The sequence below is a fragment of the Gordonia hirsuta DSM 44140 = NBRC 16056 genome, assembly GCF_000333015.1.
GTDB lineage: Bacteria > Actinomycetota > Actinomycetes > Mycobacteriales > Mycobacteriaceae > Gordonia > Gordonia hirsuta.
The window spans coordinates 20,889-41,312 of record NZ_BANT01000014.1 but is presented as its reverse complement, the minus strand read 5'-3'; the positions used below and the strand labels follow the sequence as shown (position 1 = coordinate 41,312).

Annotated in this window: 22 protein-coding genes; 20 read left to right on the top strand and 2 right to left on the bottom strand. The window is 69.2% G+C overall.

Annotated features, from left to right (window positions below):
• The first annotated feature begins 53 nt into the window (after positions 1–53).
• The 8 genes from mshA to GOHSU_RS05245 all read left to right on the top strand — a co-directional run bounded on the left by mshA (position 54) and on the right by GOHSU_RS05245 (position 7,443).
• Positions 54–1,370: a D-inositol-3-phosphate glycosyltransferase gene (gene mshA / locus GOHSU_RS05280; protein ID WP_005937957.1), complete on the top strand. Its 1,317-nt coding sequence runs from the start codon at positions 54–56 to the stop codon at positions 1,368–1,370.
• On the top strand, positions 1,367–1,975 hold the full coding sequence (locus tag GOHSU_RS05275; RefSeq protein WP_005937954.1) for a type III secretion system chaperone family protein: 609 nt from the start codon (positions 1,367–1,369) through the stop codon (positions 1,973–1,975). The genes mshA and GOHSU_RS05275 overlap by 4 nt, the downstream gene beginning before the upstream one ends.
• A 50-nt stretch (positions 1,976–2,025) precedes the next feature.
• On the top strand, positions 2,026–3,630 hold the full coding sequence (locus GOHSU_RS05270) for an AMP-binding protein (RefSeq protein ID WP_005937951.1): 1,605 nt from the start codon (positions 2,026–2,028) through the stop codon (positions 3,628–3,630).
• A gap of 89 nt (positions 3,631–3,719) precedes the next feature.
• A complete protein-coding gene (locus tag GOHSU_RS05265) occupies positions 3,720–4,181 on the top strand; it encodes a hypothetical protein (RefSeq protein WP_005937948.1) in 462 nt (153 codons plus the stop codon).
• Positions 4,182–4,241: 60 nt separating this feature from the next.
• On the top strand, positions 4,242–5,006 hold the full coding sequence (locus tag GOHSU_RS05260) for a phosphoglyceromutase (RefSeq protein ID WP_005937945.1): 765 nt from the start codon (positions 4,242–4,244) through the stop codon (positions 5,004–5,006).
• 103 nt (positions 5,007–5,109) lie between these two features.
• The gene (locus tag GOHSU_RS05255; protein WP_005937941.1) at positions 5,110–5,433 is read left to right on the top strand and encodes a GNAT family N-acetyltransferase; all 324 of its coding nucleotides are present in this window, start codon (positions 5,110–5,112) and stop codon (positions 5,431–5,433) included.
• 115 nt (positions 5,434–5,548) lie between these two features.
• Positions 5,549–6,757 (top strand): sensor histidine kinase, encoded by a 1,209-nt coding sequence (locus GOHSU_RS05250; RefSeq protein WP_005937938.1) that lies wholly within the window; start codon positions 5,549–5,551, stop codon positions 6,755–6,757.
• Positions 6,754–7,443, top strand: a complete 690-nt coding sequence (locus GOHSU_RS05245) for a winged helix-turn-helix domain-containing protein (protein WP_005937935.1) — start codon at positions 6,754–6,756, stop codon at positions 7,441–7,443. Before GOHSU_RS05250 ends, GOHSU_RS05245 begins: the two co-directional genes overlap by 4 nt.
• Before the next feature lie 34 nt (positions 7,444–7,477).
• Here the strand turns inward: GOHSU_RS05245 and GOHSU_RS05240 are convergent, their stop codons facing one another.
• On the bottom strand, positions 7,478–8,320 hold the full coding sequence (locus tag GOHSU_RS05240) for a DUF3109 family protein (RefSeq protein ID WP_005937932.1): 843 nt from the start codon (positions 8,318–8,320) through the stop codon (positions 7,478–7,480).
• Between the two features lie 63 nt (positions 8,321–8,383).
• Between GOHSU_RS05240 and GOHSU_RS05235 the strand changes: the two genes are divergently transcribed.
• The 9 genes from GOHSU_RS05235 to GOHSU_RS05200 all read left to right on the top strand — a co-directional run bounded on the left by GOHSU_RS05235 (position 8,384) and on the right by GOHSU_RS05200 (position 16,193).
• The gene (locus GOHSU_RS05235; RefSeq protein ID WP_005937929.1) at positions 8,384–9,334 is read left to right on the top strand and encodes a Ppx/GppA family phosphatase; all 951 of its coding nucleotides are present in this window, start codon (positions 8,384–8,386) and stop codon (positions 9,332–9,334) included.
• Between the two features lie 63 nt (positions 9,335–9,397).
• Positions 9,398–10,321: an Rv0497 family membrane protein gene (locus GOHSU_RS05230; RefSeq protein WP_005937926.1), complete on the top strand. Its 924-nt coding sequence runs from the start codon at positions 9,398–9,400 to the stop codon at positions 10,319–10,321.
• 27 nt (positions 10,322–10,348) lie between these two features.
• Complete coding sequence (locus tag GOHSU_RS05225; protein ID WP_005937924.1) at positions 10,349–11,296, top strand: sugar phosphate isomerase/epimerase family protein; 948 nt, start codon at positions 10,349–10,351, stop codon at positions 11,294–11,296.
• Positions 11,277–12,158, top strand: a complete 882-nt coding sequence (locus GOHSU_RS05220) for a thioesterase family protein (protein WP_005937921.1) — start codon at positions 11,277–11,279, stop codon at positions 12,156–12,158. Before GOHSU_RS05225 ends, GOHSU_RS05220 begins: the two co-directional genes overlap by 20 nt.
• Positions 12,159–12,256: 98 nt before the next feature.
• Entirely contained in the window at positions 12,257–13,135 is an 879-nt protein-coding gene (gene proC / locus GOHSU_RS05215; protein WP_024332803.1) for a pyrroline-5-carboxylate reductase, read from the top strand.
• Between the two features lie 183 nt (positions 13,136–13,318).
• Positions 13,319–13,564 (top strand): helix-turn-helix domain-containing protein, encoded by a 246-nt coding sequence (locus GOHSU_RS05210; RefSeq protein ID WP_024332802.1) that lies wholly within the window; start codon positions 13,319–13,321, stop codon positions 13,562–13,564.
• A gap of 204 nt (positions 13,565–13,768) precedes the next feature.
• Positions 13,769–13,870, top strand: coding sequence for a 30S ribosomal protein bS22 (locus GOHSU_RS16475; RefSeq protein WP_081597721.1), 102 nt, complete (start codon positions 13,769–13,771; stop codon positions 13,868–13,870).
• A 77-nt stretch (positions 13,871–13,947) separates the two neighbouring features.
• Entirely contained in the window at positions 13,948–15,003 is a 1,056-nt protein-coding gene (locus tag GOHSU_RS05205) for an NAD-dependent epimerase/dehydratase family protein (RefSeq protein WP_005937911.1), read from the top strand.
• A gap of 116 nt (positions 15,004–15,119) precedes the next feature.
• Entirely contained in the window at positions 15,120–16,193 is a 1,074-nt protein-coding gene (locus tag GOHSU_RS05200) for a lysophospholipid acyltransferase family protein (protein ID WP_005937909.1), read from the top strand.
• 52 nt (positions 16,194–16,245) lie between these two features.
• On the opposite strand, the gene GOHSU_RS05195 is transcribed toward GOHSU_RS05200, so the two are convergent.
• Positions 16,246–17,430: an HAD family hydrolase gene (locus GOHSU_RS05195; protein ID WP_005937906.1), complete on the bottom strand. Its 1,185-nt coding sequence runs from the start codon at positions 17,428–17,430 to the stop codon at positions 16,246–16,248.
• A gap of 186 nt (positions 17,431–17,616) precedes the next feature.
• Between GOHSU_RS05195 and GOHSU_RS05190 the strand changes: the two genes are divergently transcribed.
• The 3 genes from GOHSU_RS05190 (at position 17,617) to hemC (ending at position 20,363) form a co-directional block, all read left to right on the top strand.
• Positions 17,617–17,856 (top strand): glutaredoxin family protein, encoded by a 240-nt coding sequence (locus tag GOHSU_RS05190; protein ID WP_029759976.1) that lies wholly within the window; start codon positions 17,617–17,619, stop codon positions 17,854–17,856.
• Between the two features lie 108 nt (positions 17,857–17,964).
• The gene (locus GOHSU_RS05185) at positions 17,965–19,302 is read left to right on the top strand and encodes a glutamyl-tRNA reductase (RefSeq protein ID WP_005937902.1); all 1,338 of its coding nucleotides are present in this window, start codon (positions 17,965–17,967) and stop codon (positions 19,300–19,302) included.
• Between the two features lie 116 nt (positions 19,303–19,418).
• The gene (gene hemC / locus GOHSU_RS05180; protein ID WP_005937899.1) at positions 19,419–20,363 is read left to right on the top strand and encodes a hydroxymethylbilane synthase; all 945 of its coding nucleotides are present in this window, start codon (positions 19,419–19,421) and stop codon (positions 20,361–20,363) included.
• Positions 20,364–20,424: the final 61 nt, after the last annotated feature.

The window sequence follows — 20,424 nt, the reverse complement described above, 5'->3', positions numbered from 1 at the left end:
GTTATCGACAGACTACGGCGGGACCGGGCGAACGGCGCACTACCCTTAGGGGCATGACCGGTCTACGGCGGCTCGCGCTGATCTCGGTGCACACCTCGCCGCTCTCTCAGCCGGGCACCGGAGATGCCGGCGGGATGAACGTCTACGTCTGGCAGACCGCACGGCGACTGGCCCAGCGCGGCATCGAGGTGGAGATCTTCACCCGGGCGACGTCCTCGTCGGACAGCCCGATCGTGCCGGCCGCCCCCGGGGTGCTGGTGCGTCACGTCGAAGCCGGTCCCTTCGACGGCCTGGACAAGCGGGACCTGCCCGGCCAGCTGTGCGCCTTCAGTGCCAACGTGCTGCGCGCCGAAGCGGCACAGGCCCCCGGGTACTACGACCTGATCCACTCCCACTACTGGCTGTCCGGCCAGGTCGGCTGGCTGGCGCGGGACCGCTGGCGGGTGCCGCTGGTGCACACCGCGCACACGCTGGCCGCGGTCAAGAACGCTTCGCTGGCCGGCGGGGACACCGCCGAACCGATGGGGCGGGTGATCGGCGAACAGCAGGTGGTGGCCGAAGCCGACCGGCTGATCGCCAACACCCGCACCGAAGCCGACGAGCTGGTCGACTTCTACGACGCCGATCCGGACAAGATCGACATCGTCGCCCCCGGGGTGGATCTGGACTGCTACACGCCGGGCCCGCGTGCGGCGGCCCGCGCGGCCCTGGGGCTGGTGGACCAGGCGGTGTACGTCACCTTCGTCGGACGGATCCAGCCGTTGAAGGCGCCCGACGTCCTGCTGGCGGCGATGGCGCCGCTGATCCGCGCCGACCCCACCGGCCGGCTGCGACTGCTGATCGTCGGCGGCCCCTCGGGCAGTGGCCTGGCCCGGCCGACCGCGCTGGTGGATCTGGCGGCCCGGCTCGGCGTCGGCGACCGCGTCGACTTCCGGCCGCCGCAGCCGCCGGCCGATCTGGTGCAGGTCTACCGGGCCTCGAATCTGGTGGCCGTACCGAGCTTCTCCGAAAGCTTCGGGCTGGTCGCGATCGAGGCGCAGGCCTGCGGGGTGCCGGTGATCGCCGCCGATGTGGGCGGGCTGGGGGTGGCCGTGGTCGACGGGGTGAGCGGCCGGTTGGTGGCCGGCCACGACGTCGACCTCTGGACCGGCGAGCTCGCCGACCTGCTGGCCGATCCGGTGCGGCTGGACCGCTACGGCGCCGCCGCCGTGGCCCATGCCCGGGAGTTCTCCTGGGAACACACCACCGACGCTCTCCTGGCCTCCTACGATGCGGCCATGGGTGACTTCCCGCCCGGCCCGACCCGCCGGGCGCCGCTGGGGCGCCGCGCCCGCAACTGGCTCCGAACCCGACCGAGGATGGCAGGATGACCGACCCCACCGCAACGAATCTGGCAACCCTGGAGGAGGCGCTTGCCGCCTCGGGGATCGACTACGTGCGCAAAGCCTCGGGTGCCGAACGCGCCGAGCACGTCGTCGTCGAACTGCCCGGGGTCCGCAAGCTCAAGACCACCGTGCTGCTGACCGCCGGTATGCACGGGGTGCGGGTGGAGGCCTTCGTCTGTCGCCGGGCCGATGAGAACCACACGGCCTTCTACCGGTACCTGCTGGTGCGCAACCGCCGGCTGTACGGGGTCGCCTACACCCTGGACAACGTCGGCGACGTCTACCTGGTCGGCCGGATCTCGACCGAGGCGCTGACCACCGGTGAAGTGGACCGGGTGCTCGGCCAGGTCCTCGAAGCGGCCGACGGCGACTTCAACAAGCTGCTCGAACTCGGCTTCCTCACCTCGATCCACCGCGAGTGGGCCTGGCGCAGTGCCCGCGGGGAGTCGATGAAGAATCTGGAGGCCTTCGCGCATCTGATCGATCCGGAGAAACTCCCCGACATCGGACCGCTTCCCGATGCGGCGCCGACCGCGATCGACGAGGTCACCCCCGGTGGCGGACAGCTGGAGAACAGCCCCGAATCGTGACGTCGGGTGTTGGTACGATTGCCCGGCACACTCCCCGACGAAGGATGTTCATGAGCTTCCGCAATCCGTACGACGACGTCGAGATCCCCGACGTCAGCGTCTACGACTTCCTGTTCGGTTCGATCGCCGACGGCGACCTGGATCGCACCGCGCTGATCGATTCCCGCAACGGTGCCACCACCACCTACCGCCAGCTGATCGGCTCGATCGATGCGGCCGCCGGGGCCCTGGCCGCCCGCGGTATCGGCGTCGGCGACGTGGTCGCCGTGCTCTCACCGAACATCCCGGCCTTCGCCACCGTCTTCCACGGCATCCTGCGGGCCGGCGCCACCGCGACCACGCTGAACGCGCTGTTCACCGCGAACGAGATCCGCAAGCAGCTGGTGGACGCCAAGGCGAAGATGCTCGTGACCATCTCGATGATGGCGCCGCAGGCTCTGGAGGCCGCGCGCGAGGTCGGTATCGCCGACGAGAACATCATCATCCTCGACGGTGAGGGCCAGGCCGCTTCCGGTCACCCCAACGCCGCCGATCTGCTCGGCGCCGGTCTGCCCGCGCCGGAGGTCGAGTTCGACCCGGCCACCCACATCGCGGTGCTGCCCTACAGCTCGGGCACCACGGGCAACCCCAAGGGCGTCATGCTCAGCCACCGCAACCTGGTGGCCAACGTCGCCCAGATCGAGCCGATCAACGGCATGGTGTCCGACGACGTGGTCCTGGCGGTGCTGCCGTTCTTCCACATCTACGGGATGACGGTGCTGCTCAACGCGGCCCTGAAGGCCCGCGCCTCGCTGGTGGTGATGCCGCGCTTCGACATGGTCGAGTTCCTCGAGTCGGTGCAGACCCACAAGATCACCTATGCGTTCATCGCCCCGCCGGTCGCCGTCGCCCTGGCCAAGCATCCGATCGTCGACAAGTTCGATCTGTCGTCGATCCACACCATGGTCTCGGGTGCCGCGCCGTTGGACGAGGAGCTGGGCAATGCGGTGGCCAAGCGTCTGGGGCTGACCATGCTGCAGGGCTTCGGCATGAGCGAGCTCTCGCCGGTCAGCCACCTGATCCCGTTCGACGGCGGCGAGAAGACCCGCGGCGTCCGGGCACCGCTGGCCTCGGTGGGCTGGGCGGTGCCCAACACCGAGAACCGCATCGTCGATCCGGGGACCGGGGCCGATGTCGAGATCCCGGCCGAGGGTGTCTCGGAGCCCGGTGAACTGTGGGTCAAGGGCCCCAACGTGATGGTGGGCTACCTGAACAACGATGCCGCCACGGCCGAGACCATCGTCGAGGGGGGCTGGCTGCGCACCGGCGATATGGCCACCGTCGACGCGACCGGCTGTGTCACGATCGTCGACCGGCTCAAGGAGCTCATCAAGTACAAGGGCTACCAGGTGCCGCCGGCCGAGCTGGAGGCGCTGCTGCTGACCAACCCGAAGATCGCCGACGTCGCCGTGGTCGGCGCCCACGATGAGGACGGCGAGGAGGTGCCCAAGGCCTTCGTCGTGGTGGCCGAGGGCGCCGAGCTCACCGCCGACGAGGTCATGGAGTTCACCGCCGAGCGGGTCGCCCCGTACAAGAAGGTGCGCCAGGTCGAGTTCATCGACGCCGTGCCGAAGTCCGCGTCGGGCAAGATCCTGCGGAAGGATCTGCGCAAGTAGATTGACACGCGCTGCCGAAGGGCGGCCACCGAGGGTACGTTCCCCGTGGCCGCCCTTTCGGCATCGAGGGGCCGCGTAGGCTCGGCGGCATGCGGGGAATCCGGCTCGCCTGGATCGCGCTGGCGCTCATCGCGCTCGCGTTCGCGGTACTGAATGCGCGCAGCACTGCCGCGTCGGCGTCGATGGGGTGCGCCAAGATGGGAGAACTCTCGCTCAACGGCGCCCCGGCGGATGCCACCTGTGAGAGCCCGCTCTACTACGCGGTCGGGTGGTGGCCTCTCATCGCGATCGGGCTCGCGCTGGTCGGACCGCCGGTGATTGCGGCGAAGGTCATGCGGACCTGGATGTCGTGGCTCGTCGTCGTCACGCTGGGTGCGGTCGCCGCCGTCGGGGTGTCGCACTGGCCGACGGTGTGGGGTGCACTGCTGTTCGCGATCCCCCTGGTGTTCGTCGGGTTCATCCTCACGCTCTGGCAGATGGTGTGTGCGACGACCGGGCCGTCGGCATGTCCGGGACCCCGCCGGGCCCCGGCGCAGCGCGGCGAAATGTGACGCTGTCGGCGGTCGTGCGTCGTTACCGTGCCGGTGAGAGCGGTATGGGAGACTGAACGCATGAGCAACGGCAAGCTGATTCTGATGCGTCACGGTGAGTCCGAGTGGAACGCCTCCAACCAGTTCACCGGCTGGCAGGACGTGAACCTGACCGACAAGGGTGTGGCAGAAGGCAAGCGCGCCGGCCTGCTGCTGGCCGAGAACTCGCTGCTGCCCGACGTCCTGTACACCTCGCTGCTCAAGCGCGCGATCATCACCGCGAACCTGGCGCTGGAGAGCGCCGACCGGCTGTGGATCCCGGTGGTCCGCGACTGGCGCCTCAACGAGCGTCACTACGGCGCCCTGCAGGGGCTGAACAAGGCCGAGACCAAGGACAAGTACGGCGACGAACAGTTCATGCTGTGGCGGCGCAGCTACGACACCCCGCCGCCGGCCATCGATCCTGACGGCGAGTACAGCCAGGTCGGAGACCCGCGGTACGCCGACGTCGAGGTCCCGCTGACCGAATGCCTGCTCGATGTGGTCAAGCGCCTGATGCCGTACTTCCAGGAGAGCATCGGCGCCGATCTGCGCGCCGGCAAGACGGTGCTGGTCGCCGCGCACGGCAACTCGCTGCGGGCACTGGTCAAGCACCTCGACGACATCTCCGACGCCGACATCGCCCAGCTGAACATCCCCACCGGCAACCCGCTGGTGTACGAGGTCGACGAGGATCTGCGGTCGGTTTCGCCGAGTAAGGATCCGCTGGCACCCAGCGGTCGCTACCTCGATCCCGAGGCCGCTGCTGCCGGTGCCGCCGCCGTCGCGGCCCAGGGAAACAAGTAGCGCCCAGCCGAATACGTGGCTGTCTCGCGTCGTCCCAGCACTGTCCGCGGGGACGACGCGAAACGCTCCTGCGAGCGGTCGCCGGCTCGGCTACATTAGAGTCATGACTGACGGCGCAATCACGGTAACTCACCTGGTCGATCGCGAGCGCTTCCGCGCCGAGGTCGAAGAAGACGGGAGCCCGGTCGAGGTCGGCTTCATCGACTACACCAGCGACTCGGGCTACGCCGACGGTGATCGTCTGGCGCTGACGCACACGGTGATCTTCGACCGCTTCGGCGGTCGCGGTTACGCCGGCCAGCTGGTGCGCCAGGTCCTGGACCAGATCCGCGCCGACGGGAATAAGGTGATCCCGGTGTGCTCGTATGTGACCAGCTACCTGGAGAAGCATCCCGAGTACGCCGATCTGGTGGTCTCCTCCTCGTAGAACCCGCGCCACGGCGTTCACCTGGCCTTCATGCACACGAATCCTGCGTGAACGCTGCGCCAACCGGTACCGGTGGAGTCGCCCCCGGGCGTTGACTGACCGTAGACTGCCGGTTGTGTCCGATTCTTTCCAGTCCCCGGAGACGGATCCGGGTCGTGTCGCCGCCGCGCCGCTGCGGGCCGGCGAGACGCACGACGGCATCGCCGGTCCGGCCTTCGTCGGCGAAGAAGCGGTCACCTACAACAGCGACGGCTCGGTCAGCCGCGGCGGATTGCTGAATCTGCTGGTCGCCCACTCCGAATCCGGGACGGCCGTGGTCGACGTCGACCACAACATCGTGCTGTTCAACCAGCGCGCGGTGGACCTAGGGCTGCTGCGCGACGGCCTGGCCGACCCGGTCGCCGAGGTGGTCAGCGAGGTCTTCGCCACCGGCGTCGACCGGCATTTCGACTACGTTCCGCCGATCTCGGCGATGGGCTTCGTCTCCACCGGCCGGACCATGCCGCGCACCATCGAGAATGTGCGCTGCGTGGTGCGCCTGGCCGAACACGGCACCTCCCGGTACGCCCTGGTCTACGGCGACGACGATTCGACCAACCTGCGTGTGGAGGCCACCCGCCGCGACTTCGCGGCCAACGTCTCGCACGAACTGAAGACCCCGCTCGGGGCGATCAGCCTGATGACCGAGGCCATGCTCGAATCCCGGGACGATCCGCAGGCCGTCGACCACTTCGGGCATCGCGTCCTGCACGAGGCCACCCGGATGAGCACCCTGATCAACGAGCTGATCGGGCTGTCCCGCCTGCAGGAGGGACGGATCGATCAGTTCAGTCCGATCGACGTCGACGAACTCGTCGAGGATGCGCTCGGGTCGGCGGCGGTCTCGGCCGAGGTCGCGCAGATCGAGCTGGTCTGCGATGAGCCCACCGGGTTCACCGTCCCCGGCGATCGCACCCTGCTGCTGACCGCACTGAACAACCTGATCGTCAACGCGGTGAACCATTCCCAGCCCGGCGAAGTGGTCTCGGTCAGCCGCAAGCTCGTGCACATGGACGAGGGCACGATGGTGGCCGTGGCCGTGACCGACCGCGGGATCGGGATCGCCGCCTCCGATCAGCAGCGCGTCTTCGAGCGCTTCTTCCGCGTCGACAAGGCCCGGTCGCGCGCTACCGGCGGCACCGGACTGGGCCTGGCGATCGTCAAGCATGTGGCCGCCAGCCACGGCGGCCACATCGGATTGTGGAGCAAGCCGGGCACCGGATCCACATTCACCCTGTACATCCCGATATCCACCTCCGCTGACTCAGAGGAAGACGCGCTGTGACGCATGTACTGATCGTTGAAGACGAGGAATCCCTCGCCGACCCGCTGGCATTCCTGCTCCGCAAGGAGGGCTTCGAGGCCAGCATCATCAACGACGGCTCCGAGGCCGTACCCGCCTTCGAGCGGATCAAACCCGACATCGTGCTGCTGGACGTGATGCTGCCGGGGATGTCCGGCACCGAGATCTGCAAGGCGATCCGGGCCAAATCGTCGACGCCGGTGATCATGGTGACCGCCCGCGACAGCGAGATCGACAAGGTGGTCGGTCTGGAACTCGGCGCCGACGACTACATCACCAAACCGTATTCGGCCCGCGAACTGATCGCCCGCATCCGCGCGGTGCTGCGCCGGGGGGCGCCGGCCGGCAAGGACGACGAGGTCGATACCGGCGTGGTGGAGGTGGGACCGGTGCGCATGGACGTGCAGCGGCACACCGTCACCGTCTCCGGCAAGGAGATCACGCTCCCGCTCAAGGAGTTCGATCTGCTCGAGTACCTGCTGCGCAACGCCGGCCGGGTGCTGACCCGCGGTCAGCTCATCGACCGGGTGTGGGGTGCGGACTACGTCGGCGACACCAAGACCCTCGATGTGCACGTCAAACGGCTGCGCTCGAAGATCGAACCCGATCCGAGCCAGCCGCGGCATCTGATCACGCTGCGCGGGCTGGGCTACAAGTTCGAGCCCTGAGTGGAGTTCGCGCCCTGAGTGGAGCTCTCCGGCCTCACAGCTGCTCGTACTTGATGTCGGTGCTCCGGCGTGCCGTGGCCGCCGCGGTGGCCGGGTGCACCGCGACGATGCCCAGCCGGGCCCGGCTGCGGCAGACCTGCGCCAGTTCCTCGTACGCGGCCGCGCCCAGCAATTCGGTGAGTTCGGGAGCGTACGACTGGTAGACCTCGGTGGCCCCGACGTGCGCGTCGGGGGAGCCCGAGCAGTACCACTTCAGGTCGTGGCCGCCTTCGCCCCAGCCGCGCCGGTCGTATTCGGTAATGGTGGTCTTGAGGATCTCGGTGCCGTCGGGGCGGGTGACCCACTCCTGTTCCCGGCGCACCGGCAACTGCCAGCAGACGTCCGGTTTCACCGTCAGCGGCTCGATACCGCGGCGCAGCGCCACCGCGTGCAGGGCGCAGCCCTGTCCGGCCGGGAAGCCGGGACGGTTGGCGAAGATGCAGGCTCCCTCGTGTACACGCGTCTTCAGGGCGGGCTCGTCGTCGACGTCGCTTTCCTCCAGGTAGCCGTCCGGCCCCAGGGGGTCGGCGCCCGAACCCGCCGGATGGAACTGCCAGTCCTGCGGGGTCAGCATCGCCACCCCGGCGTCCAGCCGGGCCCGATCGTCGTCGTCGGTCAGGTACGCGCCGTGGGTGCAGCAGCCGTCGTCGGGACGTCCGGCGACGATGCCGCGGCAGGCCGGTGTGCCGAACACGCATGTCCAGTGCGACAGCAACCAGGTCAGGTCGACGCTGATCAGATGCTCGGGGTCGTCGGGGTCGAAGAACTCGTACCACTCGCGCGGAAAGTCGAGTGGAACCTCTGGGGCGGGTGCTGCGCCGGAACGATCGTGGGCCACAGCGACCCACCGTAGTCCTCTCCGGGGTCGCGTGGCCGCCTCGCGCACAGTAATTTCGTAGCGGTGAGACTCGGAGTGCTCGATGTGGGCAGTAATACGGTGCACATGCTGGTCGTGGATGCGAAGGCCGGCGGTGCCCCCACGGCGATGAGCTCGACCAAGGCGGTGCTGCGCCTGGCAGAGCAGATCGACGACGACGGCAAGATGACCCGGGACGGGGCCGACACGCTGGTCTCCACCGTCGCCGACTTCACCAAGATCGCCCAGTCCTCCGGGTGCGGGGAGATCATCGCCTTCGCGACCTCGGCGGTGCGCGATGCCACCAACTCCGACGAGGTGCTCGAGCGGGTGCGGCAGACCTCCGGTCTGGATCCGGTGGTGCTCAGCGGTGTCGACGAGGCCCGGCTGACCTGTCTGGCGGTGCGCCGCTGGTACGGCTGGCAGGCGGGCCGGATCCTGGCCCTGGACATCGGCGGCGGCTCGCTGGAGATGTCCAACGGTGTCGACGAGGAACCCGATATCGCGATCTCACTGCCGCTGGGGGCCGGGCGGCTGACCCGCGAATGGATCACCGACGATCCGCCCAGTCACCGCCGGGTGGCGGTGTTGCGGGACTGGCTCGATGCGGAGCTCAAGGGCCCGGCCAAACAGCTGAAGAGTGCGGGCAAACCGAATCTGGCGGTCGGCTCGTCCAAGACCTTCCGGTCGCTGGCCCGGCTGACCGGTGCGGCCCCCTCCAGCGCCGGACCGCACGTGCAGCGCAGCATCACCCAGGACGGTATCCGGCAGCTGATCGCCTTCATCTCCCGGATGACCACCGCCGACCGGGCCCAACTGGAGGGTGTCAGCGTCGACCGGGCCCCGCAGATCGTGGCCGGCGCCCTGGTCGCCGAGGCGACGATGCGGGCGCTGGGTGTGGCTAGACTCGAGATATGTCCGTGGGCGCTTCGCGAGGGAGTGATTCTGCGGCGGCTCGACAGCGAGCCTGCCGGACCCATGACGATCGAGCCGTAGAATCGGGCCGATACCGCGCGTGGCACCCTTCGCGCGCCGATCAGCAGGATGGAGTCGCCGTCGATGGCTAAGGATCCGGAGTCGCGTCCGATCACCGTAGAGGACCTCATCGCCCGGACGGTGCCCGAGGACGAGGCCTTCCCGCGGGACGAGGCCGCCGCCGTGCGCCGCCCGTCGCGGCGTCGGGGCGGGAAGGATTCGGCCTCGCCGACCACCGCCTCCGGACCGACCGCGTCCGGTATGCCCGGCTACACACCGCCGGCTCCGGAACCGTCGCCGGCCCGGATCATCGGGGCCTCCGGTATGCCCGACTACAGCCCGTCGACACCGCGCAAGACCGAGTCGGCCAACGTGGTCACCGGGATCATCCCGGTGGTCACCGACGACGACGAGACCGAGGCCACCGCGCCGGGCACCGGGGGTCTGCGGGCCGTGGACCCCGACGATCTGATCGGAGTGGACCTCCCGACCGGGGAACAGCCGCTGCCGGAGGTCACCGTCGTCTCCGCCGATTCATCGTTGCCGTCGGCGACCGTGTTCACCGGCGATGCGGCGTACACGCAGGAACCGACGGCGTTCGTCGCCCTCGACGAGGACACCGCCGCGGCCGTGGATGCGCTCGATCAGACCGAACCCGCGGTCGGCGATCATCTGGCCAGCACCGGTGAACTGACCGCGGCTCAGGACGCCGCCGACGCCGCCGTCCCCGAGACCGAACCGGCCGGGAAGGTCCGCTCTCCGCTGTGGGGCTGGCTGGGTCTGGCCGGAGAAGTGGTGCTGGGCCTGGCGATCGGCGCCGGACTGTTCTGGGGTTTCACCGTGCTGTGGAAGCAGTACGTGTACCTGGCCCTGATCCTGGCGGTGTTGGTGATCTTCGCGATCGTGACCTTCTCCTATGTGCTGCGCAAGCGGGATCTGGCCACCACGCTGCTGGCATTGGCGGTGGGTCTGCTGGTCACCATCGGCCCCCTGGTCCTCCTGGTCTGACCTGATCTGATCGAGCGCTGGAGAACATTGCGTCCCGAGATTCCGATCGGCCTGTCCACGGCGTCGGTCTATCCGCAGAACACCGAGGCGGCCTTCGCCTATGCCGCCGAGATCGGCTACGACGGCATCGAACTGATGGTGTGGTCGGACCCGGTCAGCCAGGACATCGCCCACGTGGCCCATCTGTCCCAGAAGTATCAGGTGCCGGTGCTGTCGGTGCATGCCCCGTGCCTGCTCATCAGCCAGCGGGTGTGGGGGCGTGATCCGTCGGCCAAGCTGGTGCGGTCGGTGCAGGCGGCCGAGGACCTGGGTGCCGACACCGTCGTGGTGCATCCGCCGTTTCGCTGGCAGCGTGAATACGTCCGCGGGTTCGATCGGCTGGTCCGGCGGCTCGAAGCCGACAGTGATGTGAAGGTCGCGGTCGAGAACATGTTCCCGATGCGGGCCGACCGAATGTTCGGTGCCGGCCAGCGTTCGGCGCAGCGGATGGCCGAGCGCGGCGGGGCTCCGGGCCTGAGCGCCTCGGCCTTCGGTAAGTCGATCGACCCGACCGACAACGGATACGACAGTTACACCCTGGATCTGTCGCATGCGGCGACCGCTGGTGCCGATGCCCTTGCCATGGCCGACCGCATGGGTGCGGGCCTGCAGCATCTGCACCTGACCGACGGCACCGGCGCGGCCACCGACGAGCACCTGATCCCCGGCGACGGCAGCCAGCCGTGCGTCGAGGTCTGCCGCCGGCTGGCCGACAGTGACTTCTCCGGGGCGGTGGTGCTGGAGGTGCACACCGGTGCGGCCAAGAGTAAGGCCGAACGCACCGCGATGCTCACCCGCTCGCTGGAGTTCGCCCGGGCGCACCTCACGCGCGACGGTGCACCCGCGGCCCCGCACCCCACCGACCAGCCCGACCCCGGCCGGGCGCATCCGCCGGGCGATCACGACCAGGAGAGAGATGTCGACCGCACTCGCTGAGCTGCTCGCCTTTCAGGTGGCCGACCGGGCCGCCGACGGCAGCGCCATCGTCTATCACGGCACCATCTCGCCGATCTTCACCATCGGCCCCAAGGTGCACGGCGGCAGCGTCCAGATGATGGTCGCCGCGGCCGCCCGCGACGCCCTGACGGCTCTGGCCCCGGCCGACGCCGATCCGGCGGCGCTGGCCGATGTCACCGCGATCGCCATCGCCAGCGACTATCTGGCCGCACCGGATCCGGCCGACGTCGAGTTGGCGGTGCGCATCGTCAAACGCGGCCGGACGGTCAGCCTGGCCCGGGTGGAGGTGACCCAGCACGATCGGGTGATGGTCTCCTCCACCGTCACTCTCGGGCGCCCCGACAGTGGAGAGCCGCATCACCGTCGCCTCGTCGACTTCGACGGTCTGCCCGCCACCCCGGACCAGACGGCGATGTCGATCGACGGTTCCCCGCTCGGCGAGGTGATGAACCTGGGCGCGGCGCTGGATCTGTCCCTGGACCCGGCCTGGTTTCCGGTGCTCACCGGCGACACCGGGGAACCGGCGGTGCGCGGCTGGACCCGCCCGCGTGACCCGCTGGCCGAACCGGCCCACATGGCCCAGGACTTTCCGGTGCTGGTGTGCGACCTGTCGCCGCCGGTGGTGATGAACCTGGGCCTGTTCGGGTGGGCGCCGACGGTGCAGCTGACCACGTATCTGCGGCGCATCCCGCCGCCGGGGGACTGGCTGCGGTTCGCCGCGACCAGTACCGAGGTGGGGCAGGGGATGTTCGCCGAGGACCACACCGTCGTCGACGAGTCCGGTGCCCTCATCGCCCAGTCGCGGCAGTTGGCGCTGATCCCGGCGCGCCCGCCGCAGTAGGCTGGCACCCTCCCGGCCTCGGTGTGTCCGCGGCCGGAGGCCGGCGGCCCCGGGCACGTCACGTCCAGACCAGCTTTCACAGAAGAGGAAACACGATCATGACCGAACGGATCGCGATCATCGGCGGCGGCAAGATCGGCGAGGCCCTGCTGGCCGGACTGATCCGGTCGGGAAAACCGATCAAGGACCTGGTGGTGGTCGAGGCCCTCACCGAGCGGGCGGCCGAGCTGGCCGGCGACTACGGCGTGCGCGTCACCCAGGACGTCCGCGACGCGGCCGAGAGCGCGCAGGTGGTGTTCCTGGCGGTCAAGCCCGATGCCGTCGAGACGGTGCTGCGGGAACTGGCGAGAGCCGAGGATCACGGGGAGACCGAGCGGATCACCGTCTCGCTGGTGGCCGGGATCCCGACGCAGCGTTACGAGGCGCTGCTGCCGGCCGGGGCCCCGGTGGTCCGGGTCATGCCCAACACCCCGATGCTGGTCAACGAAGCGATGAGCGCGGTCAGTGCCGGACGCTACGCCGACACCGAGCAGATCGACCTCACCGTGCGGCTGATGGAGAGCGTCGGCCGGGTGATGGTGGTCCCCGAGACTCAGATGGATGCGGTCACCGCGATCTCGGGGTCCGGGCCGGCGTACTTCTTCCTGCTCGTCGAGGCGCTCACCGACGCCGGCGTCGGACTGGGGCTGACCCGGGTGCAGGCGCTGGAGCTGGCCTCGCAGACCCTCAAGGGTGCGGGTCAACTGCTGGCCGATTCGGGGGTCTCGCCGGTGGACCTGCGGGCCGCGGTCACCTCACCGGCCGGCACCACCGCCGCCGCGCTGGCCGAATTCGAGCGCTACGGGATCCGGCACGCGACCAATGAGGCCGCACGGGCGGCGGCCGACGCCGGCAGGCAGGCCGCACGTCGAGTCGACGTTGAGGGTTCACGGCCGGGCGGTGCCTTGGTGCCCGAACGTTCCGACGAACCGCGGTAATCGGCTGACCTGCGGGGATAGACTGCGAGTGTGCGGCGGCGGCGTCCGTAAGCAGTCGGATTTAGCCACTCACGTCGCATTTTTCACATCCGCCACGTTAAGCTCCAAGTAGCACGTACGTGTCTATGTCCGCCGGAGGGGAAGCCGGTGGCCGCGATGCGTGCACCGGAGGTATTTGAGTTCATGGCTGCTGCAGAAAAGCCTGGAGACCGGAACGAGCTCGCTGAGGCGCGCGGCGGAAACGCCAACTCGGCCACGCAGTTCCTCACCGTCGCCGAGGTCGCCGCACTGATGCGCGTTTCGAAGATGACCGTGTACCGCCTGGTGCACAACGGTGAACTGCCGGCGGTGCGCGTCGGTCGTTCGTTCCGTGTGCACGCCAAGGCTGTGCACGACTACCTGGAGACCTCGTACTTCGACGCCGGCTAGGACGTCCTCCCGCGGGCGCGCAGGCGCCGTCGGGGCGGTGACCGCCGAGCACGACTGTGCTTCACCACCCGATTTCGTCTCGCGCCGGGAACGTCGTTAGAATGGCAGCACGGGTCCCGGTCGCGCTGAGCGGGACGAGGTTGCCGCCCCGTCCCCGGCGGAGGCGGCCGACGTACCGATCAGCACGAGCGTGAGGAGAGCCCCATGGGTTCAGTCGTCAAGAAGCGCCGCAAGCGCATGTCGAAGAAGAAGCACCGTAAGCTGCTTCGTCGCACCCGGGTGCAGCGTCGCAAACTCGGTAAGTGAGTCGTTCGTCGACTCATGCCACGATTTCCGAACCCGCCCCCTTGGGGCGGGTTCGGTGCTTTGGCTAATCTGATGTCATGTCGCAGACTCCCGCGCTGAGCGCGCCGCGTTCGGTGCTCGTCACCGGAGCGGCCACCTTCCTGGGCGGCTACCTGGTGGCCCGGCTGGCCGAGAACCCCGAGATCGAGCGGGTCGTCGCGGTCGATTCCCGGGTGCCGAACAAGACCCTGCTGCGCCGGATGGGTCGGGCGGAGTTCCTGCGTCTGGACATCCGGCGGCCGGCGATCGCCAAGGCGCTGACCAGTTATGACGTCGACACGGTGGTCCACGCGGCACCGTCGTTGATGGATGCGGCCGCCCATTCGGCGGCCATCAAAGAACTCAACGTGGTCGGCTCCATGCAGGTCAGTGCGGCCTGTCAGCGCACCCCCAGCGTCAAGCGGCTGATCCTGCGTTCGACGGCGATGATCTACGGCGCCAGCTCTGCCGACCCGGCCTACTTCACCGAAGGCACCCCGGCGCGGCGCGAACCCCGGCGCGGATACGGCCGCGACATGCTCGATGTGGAAGGCTACGCGCGCGGCCTGGCCCGGCGCCGGCCCGATATCGACGTCACCATTCTGCGGCCGCAGGCGATCCTGGGTCCGCGGATCGCGACGCGGATGAGTTCGTATCTGTCCATGCCGCTGGTGCCGGTGGTCTTCGGGCGGGCGGCTCGGCTGCAGTTCCTGCACGAAGAGGATGCCCTCGGGGCGCTGGAGTGGGCCACCCTGCATCCGGTGCGCGGCACCTTCAACCTGGCCGGCGACGGAGTGGTGACGCTGGCCCAGGCGGTGCACCGCGCCGGACATCTGCAGCTGCCGGTGCCGGCGACGCTGCTGGCCCCGCTGGCCGGTGTGCTCAAGGAGGGGCGGGTTCCCTCGATCCGTTCCGACCAGGAGGGGTTCCTGGCCTTCGGTCGGGTCCTGGACACCACGCGCATGCGCAGCGAGCTCGGATTCGAGCCGAAGTACACCACCCTGGAGACGCTCGACGATTTCATCGCGCGCGGCCCCACCGAGCCGGTGATCAGCGCGCAGGCCTGGCAGTCCATGGAACGCCGGGTGGTGTCGGCCGCCACTGCACTGCAGTAGCGCCCGACGTACGATGAATCGTCATCCCGGGTGCCATCGGGCAGACCGCGGAGCGCGACCACGAACCGGCAGTTCACGACCCGCCGGCACGGATGAGAACAGGAGGTAGAACAGTCATGACTCCCGACGAGCGCCGGACCGACGCGCGCACCGCGAAGGTGATCTCGCTGTACACCTCCGATCCGCGTGAGGTCCGTGCCCGCAGCCGGGACGGCCACGATGAGGCCTTCGGGCTGCGCGGCGCCGAGATCCTGCCGATCAACAACGAGATCGTCATGCCCGACGAGCCGGCGACCCCGGTGGGGCCGGTCCGCCACTCACCGCTGTTCAGCCTCGGCGGGATCCGGACCGCGATCGCCGACTCGCTGATGGCCACCTCCGGCTTCATCCGCGAACGGATGACCGGTGATTACACGGTCGACGACTTCGGCTTCGATCCGCACTTCACCGAGACGGTGTGGTTCCCGGCCATCCGCCAGCTGTACTCCAAATGGTTCCGGGTCGAAGTCAGCGGTGTGGAGAACCTGCCGGCAGAGGGCGCCGCGCTGCTGGTGGCCAACCATGCCGGCGCCGTCCCGATCGATGCGCTGATCTGTTCGGTCGCCGTCCGCGACAACCACCCGCACCAGCGGTACCTGCGGCCCCTGGCCGCCGATATGGCCTTCGAGATGCCCGTCATCGGCGATGTGGCGCGCCGGATCGGTGCGACCCTGGCCTGCAACGACGACGCCGAAGCGCTGCTGCGCCAGGGGGAACTGACCGCGGTGTGGCCGGAAGGGTTCAAAGGCATCGGAAAGATGTACAAGGACCGCTACAAGCTGCAGCGCTTCGGTCGCGGAGGCTTCGTCACCACCGCGATCCGTACGCGGGCCCCGATCATCCCGGTCTCGATCGTCGGCTCCGAGGAGATCTACCCGATGATCGCCGACCTCAAGCCGCTGGCTCGTGCGCTGGGGTTGCCGTACTTCCCGGTGACACCGTTGTTCCCCTGGCTGGGACCGTTCGGCATGATCCCGCTGCCGTCCAAGTGGCACATCCACTTCGGCCGGCCGATCGACACCTCCGAGTACGAGCTGGCCGCCGCCGACGATCCGATGGTCGTCTTCGATCTGACCGACCACGTGCGCGAAGAGATCCAGCAGACCCTGTTCCGGATGCTCAGCCGCCGCGGCAGCGTCTACCTGGGCTGAGCCGGCGCCGCGCCCCGGCCCGGATCGTGGGCGTGCACCGACCCGGCCTGCCTCACGCCTGCGCGGCGCTCTTCTGTGCGTGACGATGCCGCAGCAGCCGCCCCGTCGCGAAGGCGGCACCGGTGGCCGCGCCCAGCACCATCGCCGTCCCCACACCGTATTTGGCGGCCTTGCGTGCGGTCCGGAAGTCGTACGACTCCCAGCCGCGCATCTTGGCGACCTCGCGCAGATCCGAATCCGGGTTGATCGCCACGGCGGTGCCCACCAGCGACAGCATCGGCACATCGTTGTAGGAGTCGGAGTACGCGGTGCAGCGTTTGAGGTTCAGGCCCTCGCGCACCGCCAGGGAGCGCACCGCGTGGGCCTTACCCGGCCCGTGCAGGATGTCGCCGACCAGCCGGCCGGTGAACACGCCGTCCTCGCTTTCGGCGACCGTGCCCAGCGCGCCGGTCAAGCCCAGCTTCTCGGCGATGGTCTGCGCCAGCTCCACCGGGGTGGCGGTGACCAGCCAGACCTGCTGACCGGCGGCCAGGTGACGCTGCGCCAGGGCGCGGGTCCCCGGCCAGATCCGGTCGGCGATGTACTCCTCGTAGATCTCCTCACCGAGCTGGACGAGTTCGTCGGTGCGGCGGCCGGCGATGAAGCTCAGTGCCTGATCCCGCCCCTGGGCGACATCGTCCATGTTCTCCCGGCCGGTGAGCCGGAACTTCGCCTGCTGCCAGGCGAACCGGGCGATGTCGTTGTACGAGAAGTATTTGCGGGCGGCCAGTCCCCGGGCGAAGAGCACGATCGAGGCGCCGTGGACCAGCGTGTTGTCGACATCGAAGAAGGCGGCGGCCGTCAGGTCGGGGGTCACCTGGCCGTCGTCGTCGGTACCGGGGGTGATGCGGGCGCGCAGCGACTCGATCGCCTTGGTGGCGGCGGCTTCGCCGGCCAGTACCTGGCGCAGCTCGCTGGCGCTCTGCCGGAAGCGGCCGGCCCGCTCGGCCAGCCAGGCGGCGACCCGGCGGCTCTCCTCGGCTTCGGCCAGCGCGGCCGCCTCATCGTCGGTCAGTGCGGCCGCCTCATCGTCGGCGATGTCCTCGGCCAGTGACTCCTCGTCGTCCACCACGTCGATCTCGTCGTGGCCGGCCGGACCGTGATCGTCCGGTTCCTGCTCGTCCAGATCGCTTCCCGCCAGGTCCGCGGCGTCGTTCACAGCGAACTCATCGTCGGGATCGGGAGCGTTACGGGTCACGAGCGTCTCCTTGCTGTCGGTTGGGTCCAGCCTAGCCGTGCTGAGGCCGACTCACGATCGCAGCCGCAGCGGTGTCCGGCCGGGCGGGTGCGAGGGGGTCGGTGCGACCGGCCGGGCGCCGTTCCGACGCACCGGAATAGGGTGGGCAACGTGAGCGCGACGCAGAAGACTCCGGTGGTGACCCTGATGACGCGGGCCGGCTGCCCCTCGTGTGCCACCGCACAGACCGCCCTCGAGGCGATCCTGGCCGACTACGGGCTGACCCTGCAGGTGCACGACGTTGATCAGCTGGCCGGCGACGGTGATCCGCAGCCGCGTGCCGAGTACGGAGACCGGGTGCCGGTGATCCTGCTCGACGGTGCCGAACACGGCTATTGGGAGGTCGACGAGGACCGGCTGCGGGCCGATCTGCATGCCCGCCGCTGACCGTCGATGACGGCCGGAGCTGCCGGGGTGCTGGGCGCGCTCAGGTGCTGTGAACTAATCTGTGGAGTACATGCGCCAGGCGCGTGCGACTGAGGAAACGGTGTCAGCGTGAGTCTTTTGTTGTTCGGGGTCTCCCATCGGAGCGCTCCTGTCCCGGTGCTCGAACGTCTCGCCGTCTCCGAATACGACCGACCCAAACTGGTCGACACCCTGATGCAGTCGCACGTGATCAACGAGGCGATGCTGGTCTCCACCTGCAACCGCATCGAGTTCTATGCGGTGGTCGAGGCCTTCCACCCGGCGCTGGAGGCCGTCGGCGAGGTTCTCGGCGAGCACTCGGGCATGAACTTCGGTGAGATGACCGATCACGCCTACGTCCACTACTCCGAAGCCGCGGTGGAGCATCTGTTCACCGTCGCCGCCGGACTGGATTCGATGGTGGTCGGCGAACAGCAGATCCTTGGCCAGATCCGGTCGGCCTACACCTCCGCCGACTCGACCAGAGCTGCCGGCAGCACCCTGCACGAGTTGGCGCAGAAGGCGCTGCGCGTGGGTAAACGCGTGCACAGTGAGACCGGTATCGACCGGGCCGGGGCCTCCGTGGTCTCGGTCGCGCTGCAGCGCGCCCGCAACATCCGCGGCGCCGGGCGTCCCCCGATGCGCCGGGCCGTGGTGATCGGCGCCGGGGCGATGGGCTCGCTGGCCACCGCCGAACTGGCCCGCGAGGGCATCACCGAGATGATCGTGGTCAACCGCACCGCCGAGCGCGCCGGGGAACTGGCCGCCGGGGTGGCCGAACGGTACGGCATCGCCGCCCGCGGGGCGGGCATCGGCGACGTCGCCGAGGTGATGGCCGACGCCGACATCGTGGTGACCGCGACCGGTTCGGTGACCCCGATCCTGCAGGTCGGCGATGTGCATCAGGCGCTGGTGCGGCGTGCCTCGATGGTGCCGCTGATGATCTGCGACCTGGGTCTGCCCCGCAACGTCGACCCGGCCGCCGGCCGACTGCCCGGCGTCGAGGTGATCGACATCGAGAGTCTGCGCGGCGACAGCGGCACGGTGGCTGCCGACGACGAGGCGGCCGCCGCGCGCAGCATCGTCGCCGCCGAACTGGCCGGCTACCTGGCCGCCCAGCGGCAGGCTGCGGTGACCCCGACGGTCGCCGCGCTGCGCCAGCGCGCCGCCGATGTGGTCGAAGCCGAGGTGCTGCGGCTGCAGGGCCGGCTGCCGGATCTGGATGCGGCCCAGCGCGAGGAGGTCGCCAAGACGATCCGCCGCGTGGCCGACAAACTGCTGCATGCCCCGACCGTGCGGGTCAAACAGCTTGCTTCCACCGGCAACGGCGACCATTACGCTGCGGCCCTGCGCGAGCTCTTCGAGCTCAAGCCGGGGACCGCCGAGCAGGTGGTGGCCCCCGATTCCGGTCTGGGGGAGCCCCGCTGAACCGCGGTCCCGCTGAACGACAATATCGCTGAACGTCAATATCGCTGAACTTCGATTCCGCTGAACTTCGATTCCGCTGAACTTCGATTCCACTGAACCCCTGAGAAAGGAACGCAGTGTCCGACGCTGCCCCCATCCGTATCGGCACCCGCGGTTCGCTGCTGGCGACCACGCAGGCCGGCGGTATCGCCGACCGTCTGCGGGCTGCCGGCCATCCGGCCGAGTTGGTGATCATCACCACCGACGGCGACACCTCCACCGCCCCGGTCGCTCAGATCGGCGTCGGGGTCTTCACCACCGCGATCCGGCAGGCTCTGCGCCGGGACGAATGTGACGTCGCGATCCACTCCTATAAGGATCTGCCGACGGCACCGGAACCGGACCTGGCGATGGCCGCCGTTCCCACCCGGGTCGACCCACGAGATGCGCTGGTCAGCCGGGATGGGCTGGTCCTCGGCGAGCTGCCGCCGGGCTCGACGGTCGGCACGTCTTCGCCCCGGCGGGCTGCGCAGCTTAGAGCACTGGGTCTCGGTTTGGAAATTCGCCCCCTACGAGGCAACCTTGACTCTCGGTTGGGCAAAGTCGCGAACGGGGAACTGGACGCGGTGGTGGTCGCCCGAGCCGGCCTGGTTCGCATCGGTCGTACCGACGCGGTTACCGAGGCACTTGACCCGGTGGTCATGCTGCCCGCGCCGGCGCAGGGAGCCCTCGCCGTCGAATGCCGTGCCGACGATGCCGAACTGGTGAGAATCCTCGCCGAGTTGGACGACCCGTCCACCCGCGCGGCGGTTGACGCCGAACGTGCGGTGCTCGCGACCCTGGAGGCCGGGTGCACCGCGCCGCTCGGTGCGATCGCCGAGGTGGTCGAGTCGATCGACGAGGACGGGCGCATCTTCGCCGAACTGTCGCTGCGTGCGGCGGCGGCGGCCGAGGACGGATCCGAGGTGATCCGCGCTTCGGCGGTGGGCCCGGTCGATCGGGCCGTCGAGCTCGGTAGGAATCTCGCCGCCGAACTGCTGGAGCTCGGTGCCGCGGCACTCGTCAATCCATCAGGTGCGTAGCGCGCCTGAACCTGACGGCTCCCGCACAGAACGAACTGAGCCCCGTCCGCGGGGCAGGAGA